Consider the following 23475-nt stretch of genomic DNA (forward strand, 5'->3'; position numbering starts at 1 on the left):
GGGGACTTTTAGTTTCGCTAGGAGTTAAGACCCTCTACTACAGGAGACGCGACGAGCTCATCCATGAGGGCTTGACGAAGGCCATCCATGGCCTTCGACACTCCTGTAGTAGAGGGCCTTAACTCTTACCGCTTCACTAAGTCCCGCCGGGAGCTGTAATGAGCAGAGGGTTTTGACTCCAAGCGGAGCGCTCTATCCGTAGGAGCGTTAACACTTCCTTTCACCTTATCCTTTGCAGCTGTGCTATTGTTTTCTTATCTGAGAAGTATTGAGAGTCAGCATGTTTGAAGTCATTTATCTTTCCTTAGCGGTATTACTGTTGGTGCTTACCCTGGCGCCATTGTCCCGAGCGCAAGTTTGGTGGATACGTGGTTTGGATTTTCCGCGTTTGCAGCTGTCGGTGTTATTAGCTGCCCTTCTCATAGTAGGGTTGGTTGTTATACGCGACTGGAATTCAATTAACGCGGTAACGCTGGGTCTGATTATTGGTTGTCTGGTCTGTCAGCTCTGGTGGGTTGTGCCTTATACCTTTTTCTTTCCTAAGGAAGTTGAAGCTGTCCGGCCGGGTAATGCTAACGGGCGCTTGCGCATTATGACCGCGAATGTTCTTACTCCTAACCATAATAGTGATGGCTTGCTAAAGCTTGTTCATGATTTTACGCCAGATGTGCTGGTCACACTTGAGTCTGATGACTGGTGGCAGGAGAAGCTGGATGCGATTGAATCGGATTATCCGCATACGGTAAAGGTACCTTTAGATAACCTCTACGGCATGCATGTGTATTCTCGTTATGCTTTGTCTGATGTCAGTGTTGAATATCTGGTTGAAGACGATAAACCGTCGGTACATTGTTTTATTGAGCTGCCTTGTGGACAGAAAGTAAAAGCGCATTTTGTGCACCCTGCGCCACCCAGCCCTTCTGAAAATGAAGAGTCGGCAGAGCGGGATGCTGAACTGGTGCTGGTTGCTCGTCGGGTTGAGCCGGAGAAATATCCGACTATAGTCACTGGAGATTTGAACGATGTTGCCTGGTCGCGCACGACGCTTCTTTTCCGCAAGCTTAGTGGCTTGTTAGACCCCCGTATCGGGCGTGGTATGTTTAATACTTTCCACGCGGAGTACTGGTTTGCCCGCTGGCCGCTGGATCATATATTTCACAGCCACCATTTTGCTCTGGTTTCAATGACACGTTTACCGGGTTTTGGGTCAGATCATTTTCCATTACTGACGGAACTTGCTTTAGCACCGGGAGAAAATGGTGTGGATGATGGTCCGTCACCAGATGAAGATGATAAGGAAGCTGCTGATGAGATTGTTAATAAGGCTATGGCTTAAGCTTACGCCGAAAGTGAATACGTTGAACTAACAGCCCGAAAATAATAAGCATAAGCCCAACCAGCGTACTTGGATAAATGGTTTCGCCAATCACGACTGAGAGCAGCAACAGCGAGATAAAGGGCGAAATAAAAATTAAGTTGCTGATAAGTGCTGTATTGGTGGCTGTTTTCATGGCTTTTAACCAGAATAGAAAGGTTATTCCCATTTCGAACAGGCCTACGTAGCTTACCGCTGCCCAGCCTTGCCAAGGTATTGCAGACCAGTCACTCCATATGAAGCTGGCGACAATAAGTATGGGTAAGGCCAAGCCAAAAGAAAGTACTAAGCTAACAACTGAATCGGCGTTTCGGCGCGTATTCAGGATCCAGTAGCCAGCCCACAAGAAAGTGGAAATTAACGCCAGCGTAACGCCCCAGGGGTCGCTGAAACTGAGCTCCAGCACATTACCTCGTGTGGCAATAACCAATACTCCGAAATAACCTAAGGCGCAGGCAACCCAGTCGCGACGGCGTATGCTTTGTTTTAAAAACAGAGCGGCCATAATGCTAAGGGCAATGGCCCAGGTGTAATTGAGTGGTTGAGCTTCGGAAGCCGGCAGCAGTTTATAAGCCTGAAAAAGCACCAGATAATAAATAAGTGGATTAATAAGCCCCATGAGCAGGTAATACAAGGGCATTTTACGTAGCTCGAGTATTAATTCGCTGGTTTTTTTCTGAATAAGGCAGACCAGCGCGAGAATGACAAAAGAAACACTACTGGCAGCAGTAACCATCTGCAATGGGGTCATGTACTGCAGGGTTATTTTGAATGCGGTAGCCACCGTTGACCATAACAGTACGGCGATGATCGCATAAACAAAGGCTTGTTTATCAGCGGCTATGGTGTGATGGCATGGTGACCCCTTAACTCATACGTCGATGAGTACTGCTGCTTGTTGGTATTCAATCCAGACCAGGGCATTTTGCTGGTACTCTCGTGCGAGGTCAATGGCTGTTTTCTGGTTGAGGCCTAAGACCATAAAACTGGCTTCCGGGGGCCATTGTTTGTCGCGATCCTGACCTTCTCCTGAAAAACAGTGAATTTCAGCCATTTGCTCTAAACGAGTCGCTAATTGCTTATTTCTGCTTTTATTTTCGTTCTTTGTAAGCAGTTGGCTTTGTGGGTTACAGGCTGTGATAAAGCTGCCTGTAGTTTGACCAAGGCGCTCACATAAACGGTCAAAGGCATTATTCTTTTGACCTATAGTCAAAGTGATTGTCTTTTCTCCAACTGCGAACCAATAATCTGTATTTTTATAGCTGTTTAGCAGTTCTTTATCCATGTTTTGACCCGAGTATCGATGCTATGTAGAGTACATAGCAAGAGTTTAGCGTTAACCGTGAAGAGGTTCTATGAACCCCAGTATTAGTGTGATCACTCTAGGTGTTGATGACCTTAAACGTTCACTTATATTCTATCGGGACGGCCTGGGTTGGGAAACCGATGGCATTATAGGTGACGAGTTTGAGCATGGCGCCGTGGTTTTCTTTAAATTACCCAGTGGTCTCAGACTGGCTTTATGGCCACGTAAAAGTATTGCTGCAGAAATGGGCGTTGAAGTTGCCCGTGCAGCGAATGAAGTGTTGTTAAGCCATAACGTCAAGTCGCGCACTGCGGTTGACGACGTTATGGTGGAAGCGGAACGGGCCGGAGCCGATATTCTAAAACCTGCAAAAGACCTGTTTTGGGGTGGTTATGGGGGCTTCTTCAAAGATCCGGATGGGCATATTTGGGAAGTAACCCGGAACCCTGCCTGGAGTGCATAGCAAAAGTAAAAAAATTCATTAGCGAGCCATTGATATATTTAGATTTATCTAAATTTCCACTCAACAAAACGTTCAACAATGATCCTGAATCATTTTGCTGAGCGTATCTTCTTATAATATTTTTTTATTTATTATGAGTAGGAAAGCCCCATGTTTGGCTCAAAAACGAAGTATCAGCTTGCGCAAACCTATAAAGAGCTGAGTGAATACGAGCAACTGATAAACGCCATTGATGGTAATATCGCCCGGATTGATTTCACCCCTCAAGGGTATATTTTAAATGCTAATAACCTCTTTTTGGAAGCCATGGGTTATCGGCTTGACGAGATAGTGTCAAAGCATCACAAAATCTTTTGTGATAACGAGTATGCGTTAAGCACAGCGTACCAGAGTTTTTGGAATAAACTGGCTCAGGGTCAGTCCCATCATGGACGCTTTAAAAGGTTTTGCAATGATGGTAGTGCTATTTGGTTAGAAGCTTCTTACTTTCCGATCAAGAACTCGGAGGGGCAGGTCGAATATATTACCAAAATTGCTAAAGATGTGACCCACGAAGCTTCAGAATTAGAACATCAGGTTGCTGTTAGTACTGCTATTGACAAGTCTATGGCAACAATAGAGTTCTCTCCATCGGGCAAGATTCTTCGCGCTAATAAGAACTTTTTAGATACATTAGGTTACCGGGCAGACGAAATAAAAGGGCGCCATCACAGCTTGTTTTGTGAACAGACGTTTTATGATGAAAACCCCGGCTTTTGGAAAGAACTGAGTAATGGTCAGTTTAAAACAGGGCAATTTAAACGCCTGAGTAAGCATGGGGAGGCGATTTGGCTTGAGGCCAGCTACAACCCCATTTTTGATGAAAACGGGCAGGTGACAAAAGTCATTAAATTTGCCAGTGACGTAACGGCCAGTGTGGTGAAAGCTCAGCAAACTGCGGAAGCCGCTGCGGTGGCTTATTCTACCTCTCAGCAAACGGCTGCCATTGTCAGTGACGGTAAAGCATCGATAGAGGTTTCTGTAGAAACCTCGAATGAGATTTTGTCGAGAAGTAATAAAACCGATGAAGTTATTGAACAACTTCATGAGCAAGCCCGGAGTATTGAAGACATTGTGAAAACGATTAACGGACTGGCAGAGCAAACCAATTTATTGGCGCTGAACGCAGCTATTGAGGCGGCCAGAGCCGGGGAACACGGACGAGGATTCGCTGTTGTTGCAGATGAAGTGAGAAACTTAGCGTCTCGTACGACACAGGCAACCAGTCAAATTTCCGGTGTTATGGAACGCAGTTCTGAAGTTTCGCACGCGATATCGACTTCGATAGATGATATTCAAAAGATGGCTGAACTGAGCAAAGAGCAAATTGAAAAAGTGAAAAACTTGATAGAAGAGATAGACGAAGGTGCGACGAACGTTGTAAATGCAGTGAGCCACCTTTCATAAGGTGACTCACTGGTTTTTCACATGAGTTTACACTTAGACATTTAGCCCGCAGGGTAAACGTAATTTGCCTGAATACCCAGAGGAAAGCCAAGAGTCCAGTAGAGAATAAGGAAGGCAGACCATAGTATTAAGAGCGCTACAGTATATGGCAGCATCATTGCCACTAAAGTACCTATGCCTGTACCTTTAACATAGCGCTGACAATAAAGAACGACCAGCGGGAAGTAGGGCAGCAACGGCGTAATAATATTACTGGATGAGTCACCGACACGATACGCCGCCTGGGTTAAGTCGGGTGAATAACCTAACTGCATTAGCATAGGCACAAAAATAGGGGATATCAGGGCCCATTTAGCCGATGCTGAACCGACAAATAAGTTAATAAAGGCTACTAAGAAGACGATACCGACCATAGTGACCCCACCGGACAACTCCAGACTGGCCAGGAAGTTAGCGCCTTTAACGGAAATTAAAGTGCCGAGTTGTGAGTCTCCAAACGCTTTTATGAATAAGGCACAGAAGAACGCCATAACCATATAGTAGGCCATGCCTTCCATTGACTTAGTCATTGCGCCGATAACGTCCTGGGAGTTGGTAAAGTTACCGGAAACATAACCGTGAACAATACCTGGGATAATAAACAGCAAGAAAATTAGCGGTACAATCATACCCATAAGAGGTGCTGAGTAAGATGCCAATTCACCGGTTGCCGGGTCAGCCAAAGGAGTATTTTCAGCCGTTGCTGAGAAATACAACAGAGTCAAACCTACCGCCATGGTAATTACGCCAGCATAAAATGCTTTGCGGTCTCGTGGGGAGACGTCGTCTAACGCAGGCATATCTTCGGCGTCACCATCAATTTCGGCACCGCGTAACCGGGGCTCAACTACCTTGTCCGTCAGGAACCAGCCAATGGCAACGACGACAATTGACGATGCGGCTGTAAAGTAATAGTTATTCAGTGGGTTTAACTGCATGTCGGCGTCAATAATTTGCGCGGCACTTTCAGTAAAGCCCTGCAGTAATGGGTCGATTGCCGAAGGTACGAAGTTGGCACTGAAGCCGCCGGAAACACCAGCAAAGGCTGCAGCAATACCCGCCAGCGGATGTCTGCCGGCCGCGTAGAAAATAACACCGCCTAAAGGAATAACCAGAACATAGCCAGCATCAACTGCCGTATGGCTGACTATAGCAACCAGAATCAAAACCGGCGTCAGCAACATTTTCGGCGTAACGTTCAACATGAGTTTTATGGCAACATTAATAAAGCCCGAGCGTTCGGCTACACCCACACCCAGCATAGCTACCAGCACAACCCCCAGGGGTGCAAAACCCATAAAGGTATCAACCATATTGGCAAGAAAAGCCGCAAATTCGGTGCCGCTTAATAAGTTGATGACGCCAATAGAGTCACCCGTAAGCGGGTGCTTCTCATCAAAACTCACGCCGGACAACAGCCACGACATTACCCAGACAATGATTAATAAGCCAAAGAACATGACGGCCGGATCGGGCAGTTTATTACCGACCTTTTCAACGCCGTCTAAAAGGCGATTTAACAGACTGTCCGGTTTTTCTTTTTGCGAACGGTCTGGTTGTGGAGATTGAGCCATGGTGAAACCCCTGGTTGTTATTTTATTGGTCTAATTATTATGCGCAGGTATCATAACCATTATTGTAAGGTGGAACAAAGCGAACAAGGTGAAAAAGTGTCAATGATTTGTGGTACAGATGAAGCGGGTCGCGGACCTATTGCCGGGCCGGTTGTGGCAGCGGCTGTCATTTTAGACCCGGATAACCCAATTGAAGGGCTTAACGACTCAAAAAAACTGAGCGAGAAGAAGCGTGAAAAATTGAGTCTGGAAATAAAAGAAAAGGCACTTTACTGGGCTATTGCTCAGTCTGACCCCGACGAAATAGAAGCCATTAATATTCTCTGGGCGTCGATGAAAGCCATGCAGCGAGCTGTGGAAGCACTGCCGGTCAAACCCGATATGGTGCTGGTGGACGGCAACCGGGTTCCGGAGTTGAATGTACCGGCAAAAGCCATTGTTGGCGGCGATGCCAGCGAACAATGCATTGCTGCTGCTTCAATTTTAGCGAAAGTGGAGCGGGACAGACAGATGCTCAAGTGGCATGAATTGTACCCACAATATGAATTTGATAAGCACAAAGCTTATGGTACGCCCAAGCACCTGGAATTATTAGAAAGATACGGACCTTGTCCTATACACCGTAAAGGCTTTAACCCGGTTAAGCGGCTCCTTGCTAACTTGTGATTTAACCCGAAAATTCATACAATAACGGCCTGTTCATTAAGCTCTTTCAGGAAGTTGGAATTCACCATGCAGTCTATCCCGCACGTTGATATGCGCCGTTATCAGAATGATTTTGATGCTTTTACTCAAGATGTCGGTAATGGTTACGAAAAATACGGTTTTATTGCCTTAACCCAGCACGACGTCGATACCGCGCTTATTGAACGGGCACTGGATACCTGTCGTGAATTGTTTGCATTACCTGAAGATGTAAAAAAACAATATCACCGCCCGGGTCAGGGTGGCGCCAGAGGCTACACGCCCTTTGGTACTGAAGTGGCTAAAGACGCCAAACATGTCGACTTAAAAGAGTTCTGGCATGTGGGTCGTGAAGTTGAAGGGGAGCCCGCATACCCACAACTATTGCCAAACGTCTGGCCACAAGAGTTGCCTAAATTTAAAGACGATATGCTAGCTATTTATGCGGCTTTGGATAACCTTGGTAATCAGGTGCTGGAAGCTCTGTCAGTTTATTTGGGTCAGCCGAAAGACTTTTTCCGCAATAAAGTGAATAACGGCAATTCAATTTTGCGGCCTTTACACTATCCACCTATTATTGATGAAGATACGCCATCGGTTCGTGCCGGTGCGCATGAAGACATCAACGTTCTGACACTATTGGTGGGGTCGCGTGAACCGGGGTTAGAAGTGCTGGCGAAAGACGGCACCTGGGTGCCGGTAACCATTATTGAAGGTGCTATTATTTGTAACGTGGGTGACATGATGCAGCGCTTAACGAATCATGTGCTGCCATCGACAACGCATCGGGTGGTTAATCCGCCGGCACCATTTAATGAAAAATCGCGTTACTCAATACCTTTCTTTTTACATTTTAATCCGGATGTGATGATCACACCGCTGGAAAGCTGTATTTCGGATGAAAATCCTCAGCGAGATGAACCTATTACGGCTGATGACTATCTAATGCAGCGCTTACGTGAAATTGGTTTGATAAAAGACTAAAAGGAACAGCTGGTGAAAACAGGCGAGTTTAATCTAAAACGCATAGTTCGGGGTGTGGCTGCTGTCACTGTTTCTGCATTATTAATCAGTTGCGCATCTGCTCCGCAGGAGCCTGAAAGCAATGAGTTTCGGTTGACGTTGCTACACATTGATGACCACCATTCTAATTTGGATGCTAAGCGGCAAACCTTAGTGTGGGGAGAGCAGGAGTGGCAAGTTGAAGCCGGCGGTTTCCCGCGTGTAGGCGCGCAAATTAAAAAGCTCCGCGCGGCTAACGAAAATGTGCTGACATTGCATGCCGGTGACGCTCTGACAGGCAGTTTATATTTCACTTTGTTTGGTAGTGAAGCCGACGCCCGCATGATGAACAACGTCTGTTTCGATGCCTTCACTATTGGTAACCATGAATTTGACACCGGTGACGCCGGCCTTGCCGAGTTTCTGCAGGCATTGGGGACTGAAAGCTGTCCTACCGTAAAGCTCGGAGCTAATATAAAACCCAAAGTTGGTGAGTCGCCGTTAACTCCGAACCGCGAATGGCAAATGTTTCAGCCCTACACAATAGTCGAGCGTGGCGGTGAAGAAATAGCCATTATTGGTCTGGATATTGCCAGTAAAACCAAGAAGTCATCGCAGCCTGATGAATCCACTGAGTTTTTAGACGAGCTGGAAACGGCGCGCAAGTATATCGCGGAAGTTCAACAGCAGGGTATCGAGAAAATAGTGCTTCTGACGCACATTCAATACGAGCGGGACAAAGAGCTGGTGCAGCAGTTGCCGGGCGTGGATATTGTTATTGGTGGTGATTCGCATACGCTGTTAGGCGATTTCAGTGATTTTGGTATGGAGTCTGACGGGCCTTATCCAACCGAACTGAGCAATGCCGACGGCGACAAAGTTTGTATTGGCCATGCTTATCAATATTCATTGGTAGTTGGCGAGATGCAGGCGGTATTTGAAGGTGACAAAATTGCAGAGTGCGGCGGGCGTCCGCATTATCTTCTGAGTAACGACATTCAGGTCAGCGACGGCATTGTGACAACTTACGAGCCGATTAAAACCGCACTGGAAGAAAGTGACGTATTCAGCTTTGTTGAACCTGACGCTGAGCTGCAAAGCATGTTGCAGGAGTATCAAGGCAAAGTTGAAGAGTTTTCTGCCGAAGTGCTGGCGCAGGTGCCACAGCAAATTTGTAGTCAGGAAATTGATTTGCCGAGACGCGATGGTTGCGCTGACATTATGAGTTCTGGTGCTCACCGTCTGGTTGCTGAAGCCTTTTTGAGCTCAGTGCCGGAAGCTGACTTTGCTATTCAAAATGGTGGTGGTGTCCGCTCTGGCATTAGCCAGGGGGACTTTACCGTGGGCGACGCTTTCAATGTACTGCCTTTTGCGAATACTCTGGTTAAGCTGGAACTGAGCGGCTCTGAGTTCAAACAGGCAATGGAAGAAGCACTGGCCTATTCCATTTCTGATGGCGGCTCAACCCGAGCTTATCCCTATGGTGCCGGTATTCGTTATTCGGTGGACTTAACCAAAGAAAAAGGCAGTCGTGTGTCTAACCTGCAAGTGTGGGATAAAGGCAGCAGCAGTTGGCAGCCAATGACCGCCAGAGCAACCTACGTGATGGTGACAAACAGCTTTATTGCAGGCGGTCAGGACGGTTATGACACCTTTTATCGTGTCAGTGAGCGCGGACGAGCCCGTAATACCGGAATAGACTATGCTCAGTCGCTGGTGGATTATGCCAGAGAGCAGGAGGTTCTGAAGCGTCCGCAAGAATTTGCGACGCAGTCGTATGTTCCTGTGGGAGATAAATAATGGCTCGACCATTCGAGCCAGCCCCTGTTTCCGATAACGCCAGATTCGATTTTATAGTTGTTATTCTGGCGTTATTGACGGCCTTTGCGCCACTTTCCATTGATATGTACCTCCCGGCTTTCAGCGCTATTGCGTCGGACTATGCGACCGATACACACCACGTTGAACTGTCGCTGACGGCATTTTTCTTCGGTCTTTTTATTGGACAACTGCTCTACGGTACAGCGACCGATAAATTTGGGCGTAAAAACCCGCTTTATATCGGTTTAGCTATTTACGTGGTGACATCCATTGGTTGTGCTTTTGCGCCGGATATTCAGTGGCTTATTGCTTTACGTTTCCTGCAGGCTATAGGAGCTTGTGCCGGTATCGTTATTGCACGGGCTGTGGTGCGTGACTTATATACACCACAAGCGTCGGCCCGTGTGTTTTCATTCCTCATATTGGTAATGGGAGTTGCGCCTATTCTGGCGCCTCTGTTTGGTGCCTATGTAACCGAATGGATGGGGTGGCGTGCTCTGTTCTTAATTGTCGCCGGTTTAGGTGTGGCCTCCGCCGTGACTATCCACTTTGTGTTGCCGGAAACCCGCGGGCGCCGTTATGACGTGCGTATGCGAAATACCGGCAGCACTTACTGGGCTGTTTTGCGAGATCCTTCATTCCTGCGTTATTCGTTAACAGGTGCTATTGCTCAGTCTGGGTTGTTTGCCTACATCACAGGTTCGCCAAAAATGTTTATTGAGGTTTTTGGTCTTGAACCCATGCACTACAGTTGGCTGTTTGGATTAAACGCTATTGGTATTATTGGCTTTTCGCAGCTTAATGGATGGTTGCTGAAATACCACTCCTCACGCAAGATCCTCAACGTTTCCTTACCGATATTAGCCGTGGTGTCCATTGTCATGTGCGTTATGGCGTATTTTAATGCCGGTTTCTGGGGAATATTGCTGCCGTTATTTGCCTATATTTCGACTTTAGGCATGGTTTTCCCGAACGCTATGGCCGGGGCTTTGGCTGAACAGAAAGAACGCGCAGGTTCGGCGTCTGCCGTAACCGGTAGCTTACAGTTTTTAATTGCGGGTTTGGTTTCTGCCGGGGTGAGTCAGGCTGGCTCATTCACTGATTACGCCATGGCCTGGGTCATAGGTGTGGCCGGCTTACTCGCGGTAATTGCATACCGCGTAATGCGCCGGCCTGAATAAGCTTCTTAGTTATAATAAGTCGGTGCGGCTGGTCCTACAGGGAGTCCAAAGACAAAGACCCAAAGGAAGAAAAGCACCGACCAGCCAATAAAGAAGAACATAGAATAAGGCAGCATCATGGCAACCAGAGTACCAATACCTAAATCCTTCTTGTATCGAGCCGCAACCGCCAATATTAAGCCAAAGTAACTCATCATAGGGGTAATAACGTTGGTGACTGAATCACCAATGCGGTATGCCGCCTGAATGACTTCTGGTGAGTAACCGACCAGCATCAGCATCGGCACAAAAATAGGAGCGGTAATAGCCCACTGCGCAGAAGCTGAGCCCAGCATCAGGTTTACAAAGCCGCAGACCATAATGAAGAACAGGAAAATGATAGGGCCGGTCATGCCAATATTGGTCAGGAACTCTGCACCATTAATGGCAAAAATAGTCCCGAAATTCGTCCATTTAAAGAAGTTAACAAATTGCGCCGCAAAAAATACCAGCACAATATACATACCCATGGTGCTCATGCTGTGCGACATCGCGTCGATAACATCGCGATCGTTCCGCATGGTCTCAACCGTGCGACCATAGACAAAGCCGGGAATGGCGAAAAAGAAGAAGATGTAAACAACCACGCCTTTCAGGAATGGCGAACCTTTAACATCACCGGTTTCCGGGTGACGTAAAATACCCCACTCAGGTACAACGGTTAATGCCAGAATACCGGCAAGAACCAGAACGCTTAACCCGGCGTAAATTAATCCTCGTTTTTCCTGTTTGTTCAGAGGGTCCATTGAGGATTGATCGGACAAATCAATAGAGGCTTCGTCTTTGTTGTATTTACCGAGTTTAGGTTCGACAATTTTGTCGGTTATCAACGCGCCCATAATGGCAATTAAGAAGGTACTGACCATCATAAAATACCAATTGGCTTCTGCGCCAACGGTATAGGCTGGGTCAATAATTTTAGCGGCTTCTTCAGTAATACCCGACAGTAAAGGGTCTACTGTACCAATTAGCAGGTTGGCACTGTAGCCTGCGGAAACCCCGGCAAAAGCGGCCGATAAACCGGCTAAAGGGTGACGCCCCAGACCGTAGAAAATCATGGCAGCAAGTGGTACCAGTACAACATAGCCCAGTTCTGCTGCTGTGTTAGAAATAACACCGGCAAAGACAATGGTTACGGTTACCAGGCGCCGCGGGGCTTTCATAACCAGTCCCCGCATAGCCGCAGAAATTAAGCCTGAGCGCTCAGCAACACCAACACCTAAAAGAGCAACTAACACAGTCCCTAAAGGCGTGAAGCCGGTAAAGTTGGTGACCAGGTTAGTGACAATGCGTTGTATTCCCTCAGCATTCAGCAAGCTGACCGCTTTGATAACAGTTTCACCATCTCTGGGGTCTACTGCGCTGACACCAAAATAAGCAGCGATGCCACTAATGAAAATAATGAATAAGCAGAAAACTGCGAATAGGGTAATAGGGTGGGGTAACAGGTTACCAAGCCACTCAACGCCATCGAGAAAACGGGTAAACCAGCCTCGTTTGCTGGTAGCGTTATAGTCATTATTGGGAGACTGCATAACTCGCGCCTTTATTATAAGTTTTAGACCAGCGCAAGATTCTAGCATAAAAAAACGGCGCCGCTGAAATCAGGGGCGCCGTTTGTAGGTTAACCTTCAGCTGTTATGCAGCTTCATCTTTCTTAAGGTTTTTCAGAGCATAATCGAATGCTGCCTGACCGGCTAATAAATCTTCCGGAGCAAAGTCATCAACGTTTATGGTACGCAGGCGACCAACTTCCGTGCGCTCAAGCAGAGCAACTTCGTCGTCACTCAATACACCCAGCTCTTTACCTTTAGCGGCCAGCTGGTCTAATTGAGTAAAGCTGAAGCGTTTACCGGCTGCTTTACAAACTTTGTCGTACAGTGGCTCTGAGGCAATCACGTTTTTCAGGGTTTCTTCAAGGAAACCAAAGTGACCTTCAGGGCTCAGGAACTGGCCTTCACCTAAACGTGTACGGACGTCGTTTGGTGACATTAGCATACGGGCAATTTCATGATCGTTTTTATCTGTAGGACGTTTAGCAATACGGCCTAACGGATACATAACGGCGCGCATGAAGCTACCCACACCACCAAAGTTCGCCAGCATTTCCAGCTGCGCTTCCTGAAGCTTATGCAGAGTATCCTGCATAGCCCAGTGAACTAACGGCAAGTCTTCTTTAATGCGACCCTGGTCATGATAACGCTTCAGTACACAAGAACCGATGTACAAGTAGCTGAGCATGTCACCTAAGCGCGCAGAAACGCGCTCTTTACGTTTAAGGCTACCACCCAGTTTACCCATGGCAATGTCTGACAATAACGCCATGTTGGCACTGAAGCGGTTCATCTGCTGGTAGTATTTACGGGTTTCGTCGCTAGCCGGAACAGAGCTCAGGCGGTGACCACCAAAACCATAGAACAGTGAACGAACAAAGTTACTGATGGCAAAGCCAATATGACCAAACACGGCTTTATCAAATTTCTTCAAGGCATCCGGGCCTTTTTCAGCCGAGGCTTCCATTTCTTTCAAAACAAATGGATGGCAACGAATAGCGCCCTGGCCGTATATCATCATACTGCGGGTAAGAATGTTGGCACCTTCTACTGTAATGGCGACCGGAACACCCTGGTAACCACGACCAAGATAGTTATTCGGTCCTAAACAGATACCTTTACCACCGTGAACGTCCATGGCGTCGTCCATGCAAGCGCGTAGCTTCTCAGTCATGTGGTATTTCGCAATGGCACCGATAACGCCAGGCTTCTCGCCTAAATCAATACCTTTGGTGGATAACATAGTCACCGCATCCATCAGGTACGCGTTACCACCTATGCGAGCCATTGGCTCTTCAACACCTTCCATTTTACCAATAGGTAGTTTGAACTGACGACGGATGCGTGAGTAAGCACCAGTTGCCAGAGCCATTTGTTTAATGCCACCGGCACTGTTTGAAGGCAAGGTAATTGAACGGCCGACTGACAGGCATTCAACCAGCATACGCCAGCCCTTACCGGCCATTTTCTGTCCACCAATAATGTAATCTAATGGAACGAATACGTCGTTACCGCGAATAGGGCCGTTCTGGAACGGAACGTTCAGCGGGAAGTGACGGCGACCAATTTCAACGCCTTTGGTGTCACGAGGAATAAGCGCACAGGTAATACCCAGCTCTTCTTCTTCACCAATAAGGTTGTCAGGGTCGTACATTTTAAATGCCAGACCTAAAACAGTAGCTACTGGTGCTAAGGTAATGTAGCGCTTGTTGAAATTCAGTTTAATACCGACAATTTCTTCACCGTTCCACTCACCTTTACAAACCACACCTGAGTCAGGAATAGCACCTGCGTCAGAACCGGCTTCAGGGCTGGTTAGAGCAAAGCAGGGAATTTCGTCACCGTTGGCTAAGCGTGGCAGATAATGGTCCTGCTGCTCTTTCGTACCATAATGCTGTAATAACTCGCCCGGGCCTAATGAGTTAGGAACGCCGACGGTTGAGGCCAGCACGGTGCTAACACCGGCAAGCTTTTGTAAAACACGAGACTGCGCGTAGGCAGAGAACTCCAGGCCACCGTATTCTTTCTTGATGATCATGGCGAAGAATTTCTCGTCTTTCAGGTATTGCCAGACGTGCTCAGGCATGTCCGTTAATTCGTGGGTCACTTCCCAGTCGTCCAGCATTTTGCAGACTTCTTCACAAGGCCCGTCCAGAAAGGCTTTTTCTTCAGCCGTTAACTCGGCTTTAGGTACCTTATGAAGTTTTGACCAGTCAGGGTCACCACTGAATAAATCGCCGTCCCACCAGACCGTACCGGCTTCCAGTGCATCACGCTCGGTATCAGACATTTCTGGCATTACTTTGCGATATGCGCTAAGAATAGGCTTAGTCAGCAGGTTTAAACGAATTGGCGCTATGTTAAGCGGAACCAGAACAATTGCCAGAATAGCCCAAAGCACCGGGCCAACAATGTCGATTGCGCTACCAATAGCGAACATAATAACCAGACCGGCACTGAACATAGCCAGGCTGGCTCGTTTGTAGATTAATGCAGCCGCGACTATAACAGTAGCGACAATCCAAAGTGCAATACTCATAATGTAATACTCCGATTTGGAGGTCTGACCAGTGATACTGTGCAAGTTAGATCAACCGGAGTATATTTTCAAGGAAAAATTGAACGGGCGTTTGAATTTTGTTGTCAATATAAACGTCCAGTAGTGAACAGAAGGGGAGAAGTGAAAGTGAAAAGGACCGTCAGTTGGCTGGTATCCAGCGTATTATTAAGTGGCTTGGCAATGAATACCGCTGTTGCAGATAGTCAGCAGAAAGCCGGGCAACCCATCGAACAATCAATGAAGCCGTATCAGGCTGACTACGTGATCACGCGTGGTGACAGCGAGTATGGGGAAGGTTACCGTTATCTTGAGGTGTCGCCGGAGGACGAATGGCAACTGCGAACAAAGTCGGATATTTCCTGGTTTATTTTGTCGGACACCCGTGAAGCTCGTTCAGTATTTATTGTGGATGAAGAGAATAGCCGGTTGGAGCCTCGCGAATTTATTTACATGAGAACCGGCACCGGATCGGATAAGTCCTTTCATGGTGAATTCAAACCGAATGAGAAAAAGGTTCGTAATGTGGACACCGGACGCATGCTGGGTGTGAACTGGGAAGACGCGTTATTTGATGAAGCCAATGTGACCGAACAATTACGTGTAGATTTGGCCAGCGGAGCTGAAACTTTTAAGTACCGGTTGGTTGATGAAAAAGGTCAAGAAGACGAATATCGTTTTGAGGTGCTGACAACAGAAGAGTTGTCGTTGCCTTACGGTGAGGTTGAAGCAATAAAAGTCGGGCGTATAAGGGATAATAACCGGCGCCAGACCTTTTTCTGGTTTGCGCCGGAGCTAAATTACGTGATGGTGAAAATGAAGCAGTTTAAAGAAGGTGACGAGCAAGCGACCATGTCGCTGAAAAGCTTGTCTATGTAATCTGGTATTTATGCAATCGGTATTTATGTAGCCTGACATTTATGTCAGGTGAGGTATTGGACATTGGACCTGACATAAATGTCAGGCTACGCAATTATTCGGTTGCGTAGCCTTGAGCGCCCAGAACTTCTCCGTCTAGTGTAACGCGACCGCCTTGCAGCTTAAGACGCTCCTGACAAAACCAGTTAACCACCAGCGGATAAATACGGTGTTCCTGCTCGTGCACGCGAGCCTGAACTTCTTCCACTGTGTCGCCCTCAAAAATAGGTACTTTAGCCTGCAATACCACGGGACCACCATCGAGTTCTTCAGTGACAAAATGCACACTCACGCCGTGTTCTGTATCGCCCGCGTCTAATGCGCGCTGGTGCGTATTCACACCTTTATATTTAGGCAGAAGAGAAGGGTGAATGTTGAACATGCGGCCTTCATAATAGCGCGTAAAATCACCTGTCAGAATGCGCATAAAGCCCGCCAGAACCACTAAGTCGGGCTGGTAACTATCAATCAGCGATTTTAGTTCGGCGTCATAAGCCTCGCGAGAGTCAAACTCTTTATGACTCAATACCTCGGTATCAATGCCTTTAGCAGCCGCTTTTTCCAGGCCTTTAGCCGAGGCTTTATTGGAAATAACCGCAACCACTTCACCGGCTACTTTTCCATCTTCGCAGGCCTGTTGAATGGCCTGCATATTACTACCGGTGCCTGAAATTAGTACAACAATACGCTTCATTAGTGAGTCTCGTCGGCCAGAATGTCGACTTGCTCTTCACCTTCAGCCGCGTTGGCAATACGGCCAATTTTCCATGCGTCTTCACCGGCGTCTGTCAGAATTTGAATGGCTTTATCTGCTTGCTCGTTAGGTACGGCGATGACCATACCCACACCACAGTTAAAGGTGCGGTACATTTCTTTCATGCTGACATTGCCGTTTTCTTTTAACCAGTCAAAAATAACCGGCCAGTCCCAGCTATTGCCGTCAATAACGGCTTTACTACCTTTAGGCAGTACGCGAGGGATGTTTTCCCAGAAGCCGCCGCCGGTAATGTGTGACAACGCGTGTACCGGCACGTGTTTAATCAGTTCCAGAACCGACTTAACGTATATGCGGGTAGGTTCTAATAAATGATCAGCCAGTGTTTTGCCTTGTAAGTGAGATTCTAAATCAGCACCGCTAACTTCAATAATTTTGCGAATAAGCGAGTAACCATTTGAATGAGGGCCGCTGGATGCCAGCGCTATTAAAGCGTCGCCGTCGGCAACTTTGGTACCGTCAATAATTTCAGACTTTTCCACCACGCCCGTACAGAAACCGGCTAAGTCATAGTCGCCGCCTTCGTACATGCCCGGCATTTCTGCGGTTTCGCCACCGATAAGAGCACAGCCCGACTGTTCACAACCGTCGCCGATACCGGCAACCACGTCAGCTGCTACGTCAACGTCCAGTTTGCCGGTTGCGTAGTAGTCAAGGAAAAACAGCGGCTCAGCGCCTTGTACAATAAGGTCGTTGACGCACATAGCAACTAAGTCGATACCTACACCACGATGACGCTTAAGGTCTATAGCTAAACGCAGCTTGGTACCCACACCGTCGGTGCCGGAAACCAAAACCGGCTGTTTATAACCTGCCGGAATTTCACACAGAGCACCAAACCCACCAATGTTACCCATGACTTCAGGCCGGTGCGTGCGCTTGGTAACGCCTTTAATACGTTCAACCAATGCATTACCAGCGTCAATGTCGACGCCCGCGTCTTTATAACTTAAAGAAGGTTTTTTATCGCTCACAGAATAATCCCGACTGGCAAAATTTGCGCGCAAGTTTAACACGATTTAGGCTGCAAAAGGTAGCTTATGACCACACTATTGTGTCAGGATTTCTCTGCGATAAACCGGTAGCCTACACCGGGTTCTGTTTCTATATACTTTGGCTGTGCCGGGTCATCTTTGAGCTTTTTACGTACTTGGCTGACAAAAATACGCAAATAGTGGGTGTCTTCCTGGTGCGTTCGGCCCCAAATTTTCTCCAGCAACTGTTGCTGAGTAACGAGTTTTTGCGGGTGGCTGACTAAGAAATCCAGTAAGGCGTATTCTTTACGGGACAAGTTAACTATTTCGTTTTGCAGAAACACTTTGTGCTGCTCGCGGTCGATGAGTAACTCACCAAAACGAAGCTGGGCTTCTGCTGTGGGTTGTTGATCGGAGAGGTCGCGCAATAAAACATGAATACGCGCCATAAGCTCCCGAATACCAAAGGGTTTGGTCAGGTAGTCGTTAGCACCGCCTTCCAGTAGTTTCACTTTCTGCAGTTCGTCATCACGCGCTGTCAGCACCAGTACCGGCACCTGGCTCCATTCGCGCAGCTGTCGCATAACCTGATAGCCGTCAGCATCAGGCAGGCCTAAGTCCAGAATAACCAAATGCGGGTTCTGGCTGGTAATCTGCTTTATCCCTTGCCCGGCTGTCGCCGCTTCCAGGTAGGTATAACCTTCGGCGGTGAGCGAGGCGCGCATAAAGCGTCGTATCTGTGGTTCGTCATCAATGACTAAAATGCGGGGGCCGTCGGTGCGGGCTTGTGCATTCATGAGACTTCCTCTGTGATGTTTGCGCGTGGTAATTTAATTCGGACAAGGCAGCCATCAGAGCTTTCTTCAATACTTATTTGGCCGTTATGAATGTCGATTATTCCTTTAGCAACGGACAGGCCCAGACCGGTTCCGCCAGTGCCTGAGTCTTTCTCGCGCGACGAATAAAAAACATTAAATACAAGCGAGCGCTTACTGGTTTCTATGCCGGGTCCCTGGTCTTGTATGTCGATGACAACAAACTCGTCGGCCTCTGACAGAGTTAAAGTAACGGGAGCTGTGTCGCCGGAAAAGCGCATCGCGTTATCAATAACATTAAACAGTGCCTGCTCCAGCAGCGAGGACTGAACCTCAACCATAGCGTGCTGTAAATTATCGTTAACCAGTAACCGTTCTTGTGAAGCAAAGCGCGACAGGGTTTTACGGATAACCGGACGAATATCCTGTACTGCATGAATCAGACGAATTTCGCCGTGCTGAAGCCGGGTGGCCTGTAACAGGTTTTCGATATAACGGTGCAGGCGGTCACTTTCATCGAGTGCCCCCTGTAACAGCTCGGCCCGCTCTTGTTCCGGCAAGCGTTCCTGATACGCCTGCAATGTACTTAAATTACCAATGACGCTGGCGAGCGGAGTTCTCAGGTCGTGTGAAACCGACAGTAAAATGTTTGAGCGCAACTGAGCCTGACGTAAGCTTTCTTTCTGGTTTCTGAACGAGGTAGCTAAGTGGCTGGTAATAACGCCCACGGCAATAAATACAATTGCAGTAACCATTTCGTCTATGTCGGTCATGTGCAGCGAATAGCGCGGTTCTGTAAATAAAAAATTAAACAACAGCAGGGCCAGAACAACACCAAGTAGAGCCGCGCGAAAATTGGTTAAAAATGCAATAAGCAACACCGCCAGTTGCAGAATGAGTACCGTGCCGGAGGTGGGCAATAACCAGTGATCGAGCAGGTAAGCAAGACCCGCCGCGGTGCCGGTGATGGCAACGGAGGCCAGGTAACCTAACCAGGGCTGTTTACTCATGTTCTAATCTCATGTGCTAGTCCCGCCAGAATTGAGGAAGTAACAATGTTAGCAAAGTAAAGTATTCAAGGCGTCCTAAAATCATTGCTAACGTCAGTACCCAGGTTCCGGTGTCTGATACCGGAATAAAGTTACTGGAAACTTCGCCAAAACCCGGACCAAGTACGTTCAGACACGCCGAAACGGCGGTAAATGCCGAGAAAAAATCCAGCCCGGTCAGCATCAGTATGAGGGTAAGCACCATGGAACTAATTGCGACCATTAGCATAAAGCTCATTACCGCCTGAATCACGTCGTTAGTCACCGCTTTTCCCTGATACACCACTTTCAGAATGGCACGCGGGTGGATGGCCTGCAGCATTTGGTGTTTCAGGATGCGTAAGGTAATGACATTACGGATAAATTTGTTGCCTCCGGCAGTTGACCCGGCGCAGCCGCCCAGGTAACTGGCTGCCACTAAAAAGCCAGCGGTAGCCGCAGGCCAGGCAGAGAGGTCATCGGCACCGTAACCGGTACTGGTCATAAAGGAAACGACATGAAAAACCGCCTGATTCAGAGACTCCCCGAAGGAATGGTGAGTTTGAGCGTTGAATGCCAGAGCGGTAAGAATAACGCTGAAAACCGCCAGCGCAATTAAGAACCAGCGGGTCTCTTCGTCCTGCCAGTAGCCACTTATGGCTCTGGTTGTAAATAGTTTATGGTGCAGGGCAAAACTGATAGCCCCCAGAATCATAAACACATCGGCCACTATAAGAATAATTGGTTGCTGAAAGTGGCCCATACTGGCGTCGTAGGGCGAAAACCCGCCGGTTGATACGGTCGTCAGACTATGAGCTATGGCATCGAAAGGAGACATTCCGGCCAACCAGTAACTGCCGGCACAGCCTATTGTCAGGCACAGGTAAACTAACCAGAGGTAACGGCTTGTACTCGCAACACGTGGTGCTAACTTCTCATTTTTAATGGGACCCGGAGTTTCAGCCTTAAGCAGGCGCATGCCACCCACGTTTAGCATGGGAAGAATGGCGACTACAAAAATTACGATACCGAGCCCGCCCATCCATTGCAGAAACTGGCGGTACAGTAAAAAGCTTTTGGGCATTTCATCAAGGCCGGTGAGAATGGTGGCACCGGTGGTGGTCATAGCGCTGACCGACTCAAATACTGCGTCGGTAAAGCTAACCCCGGTAACAGACATAATGGGTAATGCTCCCAGAACGCCTATTAAAATCCAGGTGAATGAAGCGAACGCCAAGGCTTCGCGGAAAAAGATTTTCTTTTGCCCGCCGTTATTAGTGCGTATGAATAGAAAGAGCGCGAGAATAAGGCAGAGCAAAGAGGAATAAATAAAGTCGGTAAAGGTTTTGTCCCTAAAGACAAAAACCGAAAGCAAACCAAAAAAACACTGAATTGAGGCAATCCAGATCATAGGCCAGGTTAATAGGCGCAACGTTGCTTTTAGATTCACTGTAACCTCATACGAAGAACCGACTTTTTCTATTGCTAAGGTTAATTCTGCAGGGCGTAAAATCTCTATACCGAAAGCGTCTTTAGGCGTAAAATCTGCGTAAAATTAAGGGGTTTTATTTTATGGCCAGTATTCAACCGGCACGTAATGAGCATTTAGACGCTGTAGCGGCACTAGAAGCTGTCACTTTCCCCGAAGATGCGATCAGTAAGCGTAGTTTTCGGCGGTTTATTGAGTCGCCTAGTGCGGATTTTCAGGTGTTACTGCTGAACGAAAAGGTCATTGGTTATACCGTTGTCCTGTACCGAAATAATACAAATCTGGCTCGACTCTATGCTTTGGTTGTCGAAAAGGAACATCGCAGTAATGGCTATGGTCGCCGTTTGTTGCAAACTGCAGAAGACCTGGCCGATGAACGACACTCCCTGTTTTTACGTACCGAGGTAGCAACCTCTAATACAGTAGGGCAACAGCTGATGAACAGCGAAGGCTTCCGTGCAATAGAGCTGCGCGAAGCCTATTTCCCGCCTTCTGCATCGCAATCGACAGATGCTCTGGTTCTGCAAAAACTGTTGCCTCGTTACGAAATGGGCGAAGATGCGGGTGTGGGAGCAACCGAAGAATACGTTCCTATGCTGACCCAGTCGACGGAGTTTACCTGCGGCCCCGCAAGCCTGCTAATGGCTATGGACTACTTCGGCAGGCCCAGTAACGACCCACAAGCCGAAGAGCTGGAAATTTGGCGCCAGGCCACTACTATTTACATGACCTCCGGGCACGGCGGCTGCGGTCCTCATGGGCTTGCGCGGGCGGCGTTTCAGCGTGGCCTGAAAGTTCGGGTGGAAGTGAATACCGACCAGCCATTATTTGTGGATTCGGTCCGTCAGGAGCAGAAAAAAACGGTTATGCAGCGCATACAGCAGGCCGATATGACGTACCTGAAAAAGCATGGTGTTCCTATTGTTGTGCGTGACTACGACGTAACCTTAATAAAAGAAGATTTAAGCCAGGGCTGTCTGGTTATGGTGCTTATCTCTACTTATCAATTTGATGGTATTAGGGCGCCGCATTGGGTCTTAATTTGCGCAGCGGACGATGACTTCATTTATATCAATGACCCCGATTACGACACCTTACCCTGGGAATCTCCTACGGAACGTCAATATTTACCTGTGCCTATAAGTACCTTCAGCAAAGCCTTTGGTTACGGCGGTCGTAAGCAAAAAGCAGCGGTTGTACTTTCAGCTGATTTAATAACAAAGTGATCAATTCCCCTTGAATTCTGCGTAATTATGCTCAAAGTCATATAACAGTATTGGATGAAAAAGGAATTCCGTATGAGTTCAGCATTTGATGATTTTGAATTAAAAGGCCACAAGCTTGAAAACCGTTTTGTTGTGGCTCCCATGACACGAACCAGTGCCGACAAGAAAGGCAAGCCAACTGAGTTAATGGGCGAGTATTACGAGCGTTTCGCGAAAGGCGGCTGGAGCATGATCATCAGCGAAGGCGTATACACAGATCGGCAGGCAAGCCAGGGGTATGAAAATCAACCGGGTATTACCGACGCACCACAAACCGATGCCTGGAAAGAAATTGTCGAACGAGTACACAAGCATGACTGCAAGTTTATTATGCAGTTGATGCATGCTGGCGCTCAGTTCCAGCATAATGAATACACAGACACACCCATTGCGCCCAGCGAAGTAAAGCCTAAAGGTGAGCCGCTGGATTTGTATGGCAAAACCGACGGCTGGCCCGAAGTGAAAGCCATGGATGAAACGGATTTTGATGCCGTCATGAACGGTTTTGTCGGTGCCGTAAACCGGGCTAAAGAGGCAGGTTTTGACGGGGTTGAGTTGCACGCAGCTAATGGTTACTTACTGAATGAGTTTTTAAGTGACTACTTTAACCAGCGCCCTGACCAGTGGGGCGGAGAAATGGCAAAACGCATGCATTTTCTGGAGTTAGTGGTTAAGGCTGCGAAATCCGCCGCAGGCGACGACTTCATTGTCGGTGTACGTTTAAGTCAAATTACCGTAACGGACTCTGATTATCAGTGGCCGGAAGGCGAAGACGCCATGATAAAAGTGGTTAAGGCGATGGAAAAAGCCGGTGTGGATTACATTCACACAACAGATACAGACGTAATGCGTAAGCCGTTTAAAGGCGGCAGTAATAAGTCGTTGGGCGACATTGTGCAGGAGTTTTCGGACATTCCGTTAATTGTAAACGGCGGTATTAGCGAGAAAAACTATGAGCACGTCGCGGGGCATTATCCTAATGCTTTGCTTGCTATGGCGAAAACGTCATTAGCGAACCCAGACTTTCCAATTCGCATTAAGTCTTCCGAGCCAATACGTCAGTTAGATTTTGCCATGCTACAACCAACCGCTACACTTGAGAATGAGTGGAAGTGGCGCGACGAGAACGACGCGCACATTGAACTGGATTAAAGCGAATTTTAAGTAGCGG

The 23475-nt window shown here is 47.8% G+C and carries 20 protein-coding genes; 10 read left to right on the forward strand and 10 right to left on the reverse strand.

The features are described from left to right. The first annotated feature begins 280 nt into the window (after positions 1–280). The gene (locus ACN0RF_RS01160) at positions 281–1336 is read left to right on the forward strand and encodes an endonuclease/exonuclease/phosphatase family protein (protein WP_273025355.1); all 1056 of its coding nucleotides are present in this window, start codon (positions 281–283) and stop codon (positions 1334–1336) included. On the opposite strand, the gene ACN0RF_RS01165 is transcribed toward ACN0RF_RS01160, so the two are convergent. Then, positions 1326–2219, reverse strand: a complete 894-nt coding sequence (locus tag ACN0RF_RS01165; protein WP_063219823.1) for a DMT family transporter — start codon at positions 2217–2219, stop codon at positions 1326–1328. The two genes, ACN0RF_RS01160 and ACN0RF_RS01165, sit on opposite strands and share 11 nt — an antisense overlap. A 27-nt stretch (positions 2220–2246) precedes the next feature. Beyond that, complete coding sequence (locus tag ACN0RF_RS01170) at positions 2247–2660, reverse strand: DUF3293 domain-containing protein (protein WP_034821621.1); 414 nt, start codon at positions 2658–2660, stop codon at positions 2247–2249. A gap of 70 nt (positions 2661–2730) precedes the next feature. Here ACN0RF_RS01170 and ACN0RF_RS01175 point away from each other — a divergent pair, with 70 nt between their 5' ends. Together ACN0RF_RS01175 and ACN0RF_RS01180 are read left to right on the forward strand one after the other, a co-directional pair. Then, positions 2731–3144: a VOC family protein gene (locus tag ACN0RF_RS01175; RefSeq protein ID WP_034821619.1), complete on the forward strand. Its 414-nt coding sequence runs from the start codon at positions 2731–2733 to the stop codon at positions 3142–3144. A gap of 150 nt (positions 3145–3294) precedes the next feature. Beyond that, positions 3295–4590: a PAS domain-containing methyl-accepting chemotaxis protein gene (locus ACN0RF_RS01180; protein ID WP_417437754.1), complete on the forward strand. Its 1296-nt coding sequence runs from the start codon at positions 3295–3297 to the stop codon at positions 4588–4590. 41 nt (positions 4591–4631) lie between these two features. On the opposite strand, the gene ACN0RF_RS01185 is transcribed toward ACN0RF_RS01180, so the two are convergent. Continuing rightward, the gene (locus tag ACN0RF_RS01185) at positions 4632–6203 is read right to left on the reverse strand and encodes an AbgT family transporter (protein ID WP_417437755.1); all 1572 of its coding nucleotides are present in this window, start codon (positions 6201–6203) and stop codon (positions 4632–4634) included. Between ACN0RF_RS01185 and rnhB the strand changes: the two genes are divergently transcribed. The 4 genes from rnhB to ACN0RF_RS01205 all read left to right on the forward strand — a co-directional run bounded on the left by rnhB (position 6195) and on the right by ACN0RF_RS01205 (position 10891). Continuing rightward, a complete protein-coding gene (gene rnhB, locus ACN0RF_RS01190; RefSeq protein ID WP_417437756.1) occupies positions 6195–6869 on the forward strand; it encodes a ribonuclease HII in 675 nt (224 codons plus the stop codon). The genes ACN0RF_RS01185 and rnhB overlap by 9 nt on opposite strands. 66 nt (positions 6870–6935) lie before the next feature. Then, positions 6936–7871: an isopenicillin N synthase family dioxygenase gene (locus ACN0RF_RS01195; protein ID WP_417437757.1), complete on the forward strand. Its 936-nt coding sequence runs from the start codon at positions 6936–6938 to the stop codon at positions 7869–7871. A gap of 12 nt (positions 7872–7883) precedes the next feature. Beyond that, positions 7884–9689, forward strand: coding sequence for a bifunctional metallophosphatase/5'-nucleotidase (locus ACN0RF_RS01200; protein WP_417437758.1), 1806 nt, complete (start codon positions 7884–7886; stop codon positions 9687–9689). Next, positions 9689–10891 carry a multidrug effflux MFS transporter gene (locus tag ACN0RF_RS01205; protein ID WP_253620244.1) on the forward strand — a complete coding sequence of 401 codons (1203 nt, stop codon included), beginning with the start codon at positions 9689–9691 and terminating at the stop codon, positions 10889–10891. Before ACN0RF_RS01200 ends, ACN0RF_RS01205 begins: the two co-directional genes overlap by 1 nt. 5 nt (positions 10892–10896) lie before the next feature. On the opposite strand, the gene ACN0RF_RS01210 is transcribed toward ACN0RF_RS01205, so the two are convergent. Both ACN0RF_RS01210 and fadE read right to left on the reverse strand, forming a co-directional pair. Continuing rightward, positions 10897–12465, reverse strand: a complete 1569-nt coding sequence (locus tag ACN0RF_RS01210; RefSeq protein WP_417437759.1) for an AbgT family transporter — start codon at positions 12463–12465, stop codon at positions 10897–10899. Positions 12466–12568: 103 nt separating this feature from the next. Further along, positions 12569–15022 carry an acyl-CoA dehydrogenase FadE gene (fadE, locus tag ACN0RF_RS01215; protein WP_417437760.1) on the reverse strand — a complete coding sequence of 818 codons (2454 nt, stop codon included), beginning with the start codon at positions 15020–15022 and terminating at the stop codon, positions 12569–12571. 147 nt (positions 15023–15169) lie between these two features. On the opposite strand from fadE, the gene ACN0RF_RS01220 reads away from it, so the two are divergent. Further along, positions 15170–15919, forward strand: a complete 750-nt coding sequence (locus ACN0RF_RS01220) for a DUF3108 domain-containing protein (protein ID WP_417437761.1) — start codon at positions 15170–15172, stop codon at positions 15917–15919. Positions 15920–16013: 94 nt separating this feature from the next. On the opposite strand, the gene purN is transcribed toward ACN0RF_RS01220, so the two are convergent. The 5 genes from purN to ACN0RF_RS01245 form a co-directional block, all read right to left on the reverse strand. Next, positions 16014–16652 (reverse strand): phosphoribosylglycinamide formyltransferase, encoded by a 639-nt coding sequence (gene purN, locus ACN0RF_RS01225; RefSeq protein ID WP_417437762.1) that lies wholly within the window; start codon positions 16650–16652, stop codon positions 16014–16016. Then, positions 16652–17707 (reverse strand): phosphoribosylformylglycinamidine cyclo-ligase, encoded by a 1056-nt coding sequence (gene purM, locus ACN0RF_RS01230; protein WP_110013902.1) that lies wholly within the window; start codon positions 17705–17707, stop codon positions 16652–16654. Before purM ends, purN begins: the two co-directional genes overlap by 1 nt. A gap of 83 nt (positions 17708–17790) precedes the next feature. Further along, complete coding sequence (locus ACN0RF_RS01235; protein ID WP_417437763.1) at positions 17791–18504, reverse strand: response regulator; 714 nt, start codon at positions 18502–18504, stop codon at positions 17791–17793. Continuing rightward, positions 18501–19532, reverse strand: coding sequence for a DUF4118 domain-containing protein (locus ACN0RF_RS01240; protein ID WP_417437764.1), 1032 nt, complete (start codon positions 19530–19532; stop codon positions 18501–18503). The genes ACN0RF_RS01235 and ACN0RF_RS01240 overlap by 4 nt, the downstream gene beginning before the upstream one ends. A gap of 16 nt (positions 19533–19548) precedes the next feature. Further along, positions 19549–21000, reverse strand: a complete 1452-nt coding sequence (locus tag ACN0RF_RS01245; RefSeq protein WP_417437765.1) for a TrkH family potassium uptake protein — start codon at positions 20998–21000, stop codon at positions 19549–19551. A gap of 122 nt (positions 21001–21122) precedes the next feature. Between ACN0RF_RS01245 and ACN0RF_RS01250 the strand changes: the two genes are divergently transcribed. Both ACN0RF_RS01250 and ACN0RF_RS01255 read left to right on the forward strand, forming a co-directional pair. Beyond that, positions 21123–22265 carry a peptidase C39 family protein gene (locus ACN0RF_RS01250; protein WP_417437766.1) on the forward strand — a complete coding sequence of 381 codons (1143 nt, stop codon included), beginning with the start codon at positions 21123–21125 and terminating at the stop codon, positions 22263–22265. Between the two features lie 72 nt (positions 22266–22337). Next, positions 22338–23456 carry an NADH:flavin oxidoreductase gene (locus ACN0RF_RS01255; protein ID WP_417437767.1) on the forward strand — a complete coding sequence of 373 codons (1119 nt, stop codon included), beginning with the start codon at positions 22338–22340 and terminating at the stop codon, positions 23454–23456. Positions 23457–23475 lie beyond the last annotated feature (19 nt).

The sequence above is a fragment of the Idiomarina sp. genome (assembly GCF_048260185.1).
GTDB lineage: Bacteria > Pseudomonadota > Gammaproteobacteria > Enterobacterales > Alteromonadaceae > Idiomarina.

Coding starts and splice junctions, on each gene's coding strand:
- ACN0RF_RS01195 (WP_417437757.1), top strand. CDS start 6,936: ATGCAGTCTATCCCGCACGTTGATATGCGCCGTTATCAGAATGATTTT.
- ACN0RF_RS01175 (WP_034821619.1), top strand. CDS start 2,731: ATGAACCCCAGTATTAGTGTGATCACTCTAGGTGTTGATGACCTTAAA.
- ACN0RF_RS01250 (WP_417437766.1), top strand. CDS start 21,123: ATGGCCAGTATTCAACCGGCACGTAATGAGCATTTAGACGCTGTAGCG.
- ACN0RF_RS01255 (WP_417437767.1), top strand. CDS start 22,338: ATGAGTTCAGCATTTGATGATTTTGAATTAAAAGGCCACAAGCTTGAA.
- ACN0RF_RS01235 (WP_417437763.1), bottom strand. CDS start 18,504: ATGAATGCACAAGCCCGCACCGACGGCCCCCGCATTTTAGTCATTGAT.
- ACN0RF_RS01205 (WP_253620244.1), top strand. CDS start 9,689: ATGGCTCGACCATTCGAGCCAGCCCCTGTTTCCGATAACGCCAGATTC.
- ACN0RF_RS01185 (WP_417437755.1), bottom strand. CDS start 6,203: ATGGCTCAATCTCCACAACCAGACCGTTCGCAAAAAGAAAAACCGGAC.
- ACN0RF_RS01170 (WP_034821621.1), bottom strand. CDS start 2,660: ATGGATAAAGAACTGCTAAACAGCTATAAAAATACAGATTATTGGTTC.
- purN (WP_417437762.1), bottom strand. CDS start 16,652: ATGAAGCGTATTGTTGTACTAATTTCAGGCACCGGTAGTAATATGCAG.
- ACN0RF_RS01160 (WP_273025355.1), top strand. CDS start 281: ATGTTTGAAGTCATTTATCTTTCCTTAGCGGTATTACTGTTGGTGCTT.
- ACN0RF_RS01240 (WP_417437764.1), bottom strand. CDS start 19,532: ATGAGTAAACAGCCCTGGTTAGGTTACCTGGCCTCCGTTGCCATCACC.
- fadE (WP_417437760.1), bottom strand. CDS start 15,022: ATGAGTATTGCACTTTGGATTGTCGCTACTGTTATAGTCGCGGCTGCA.
- ACN0RF_RS01180 (WP_417437754.1), top strand. CDS start 3,295: ATGTTTGGCTCAAAAACGAAGTATCAGCTTGCGCAAACCTATAAAGAG.
- ACN0RF_RS01210 (WP_417437759.1), bottom strand. CDS start 12,465: ATGCAGTCTCCCAATAATGACTATAACGCTACCAGCAAACGAGGCTGG.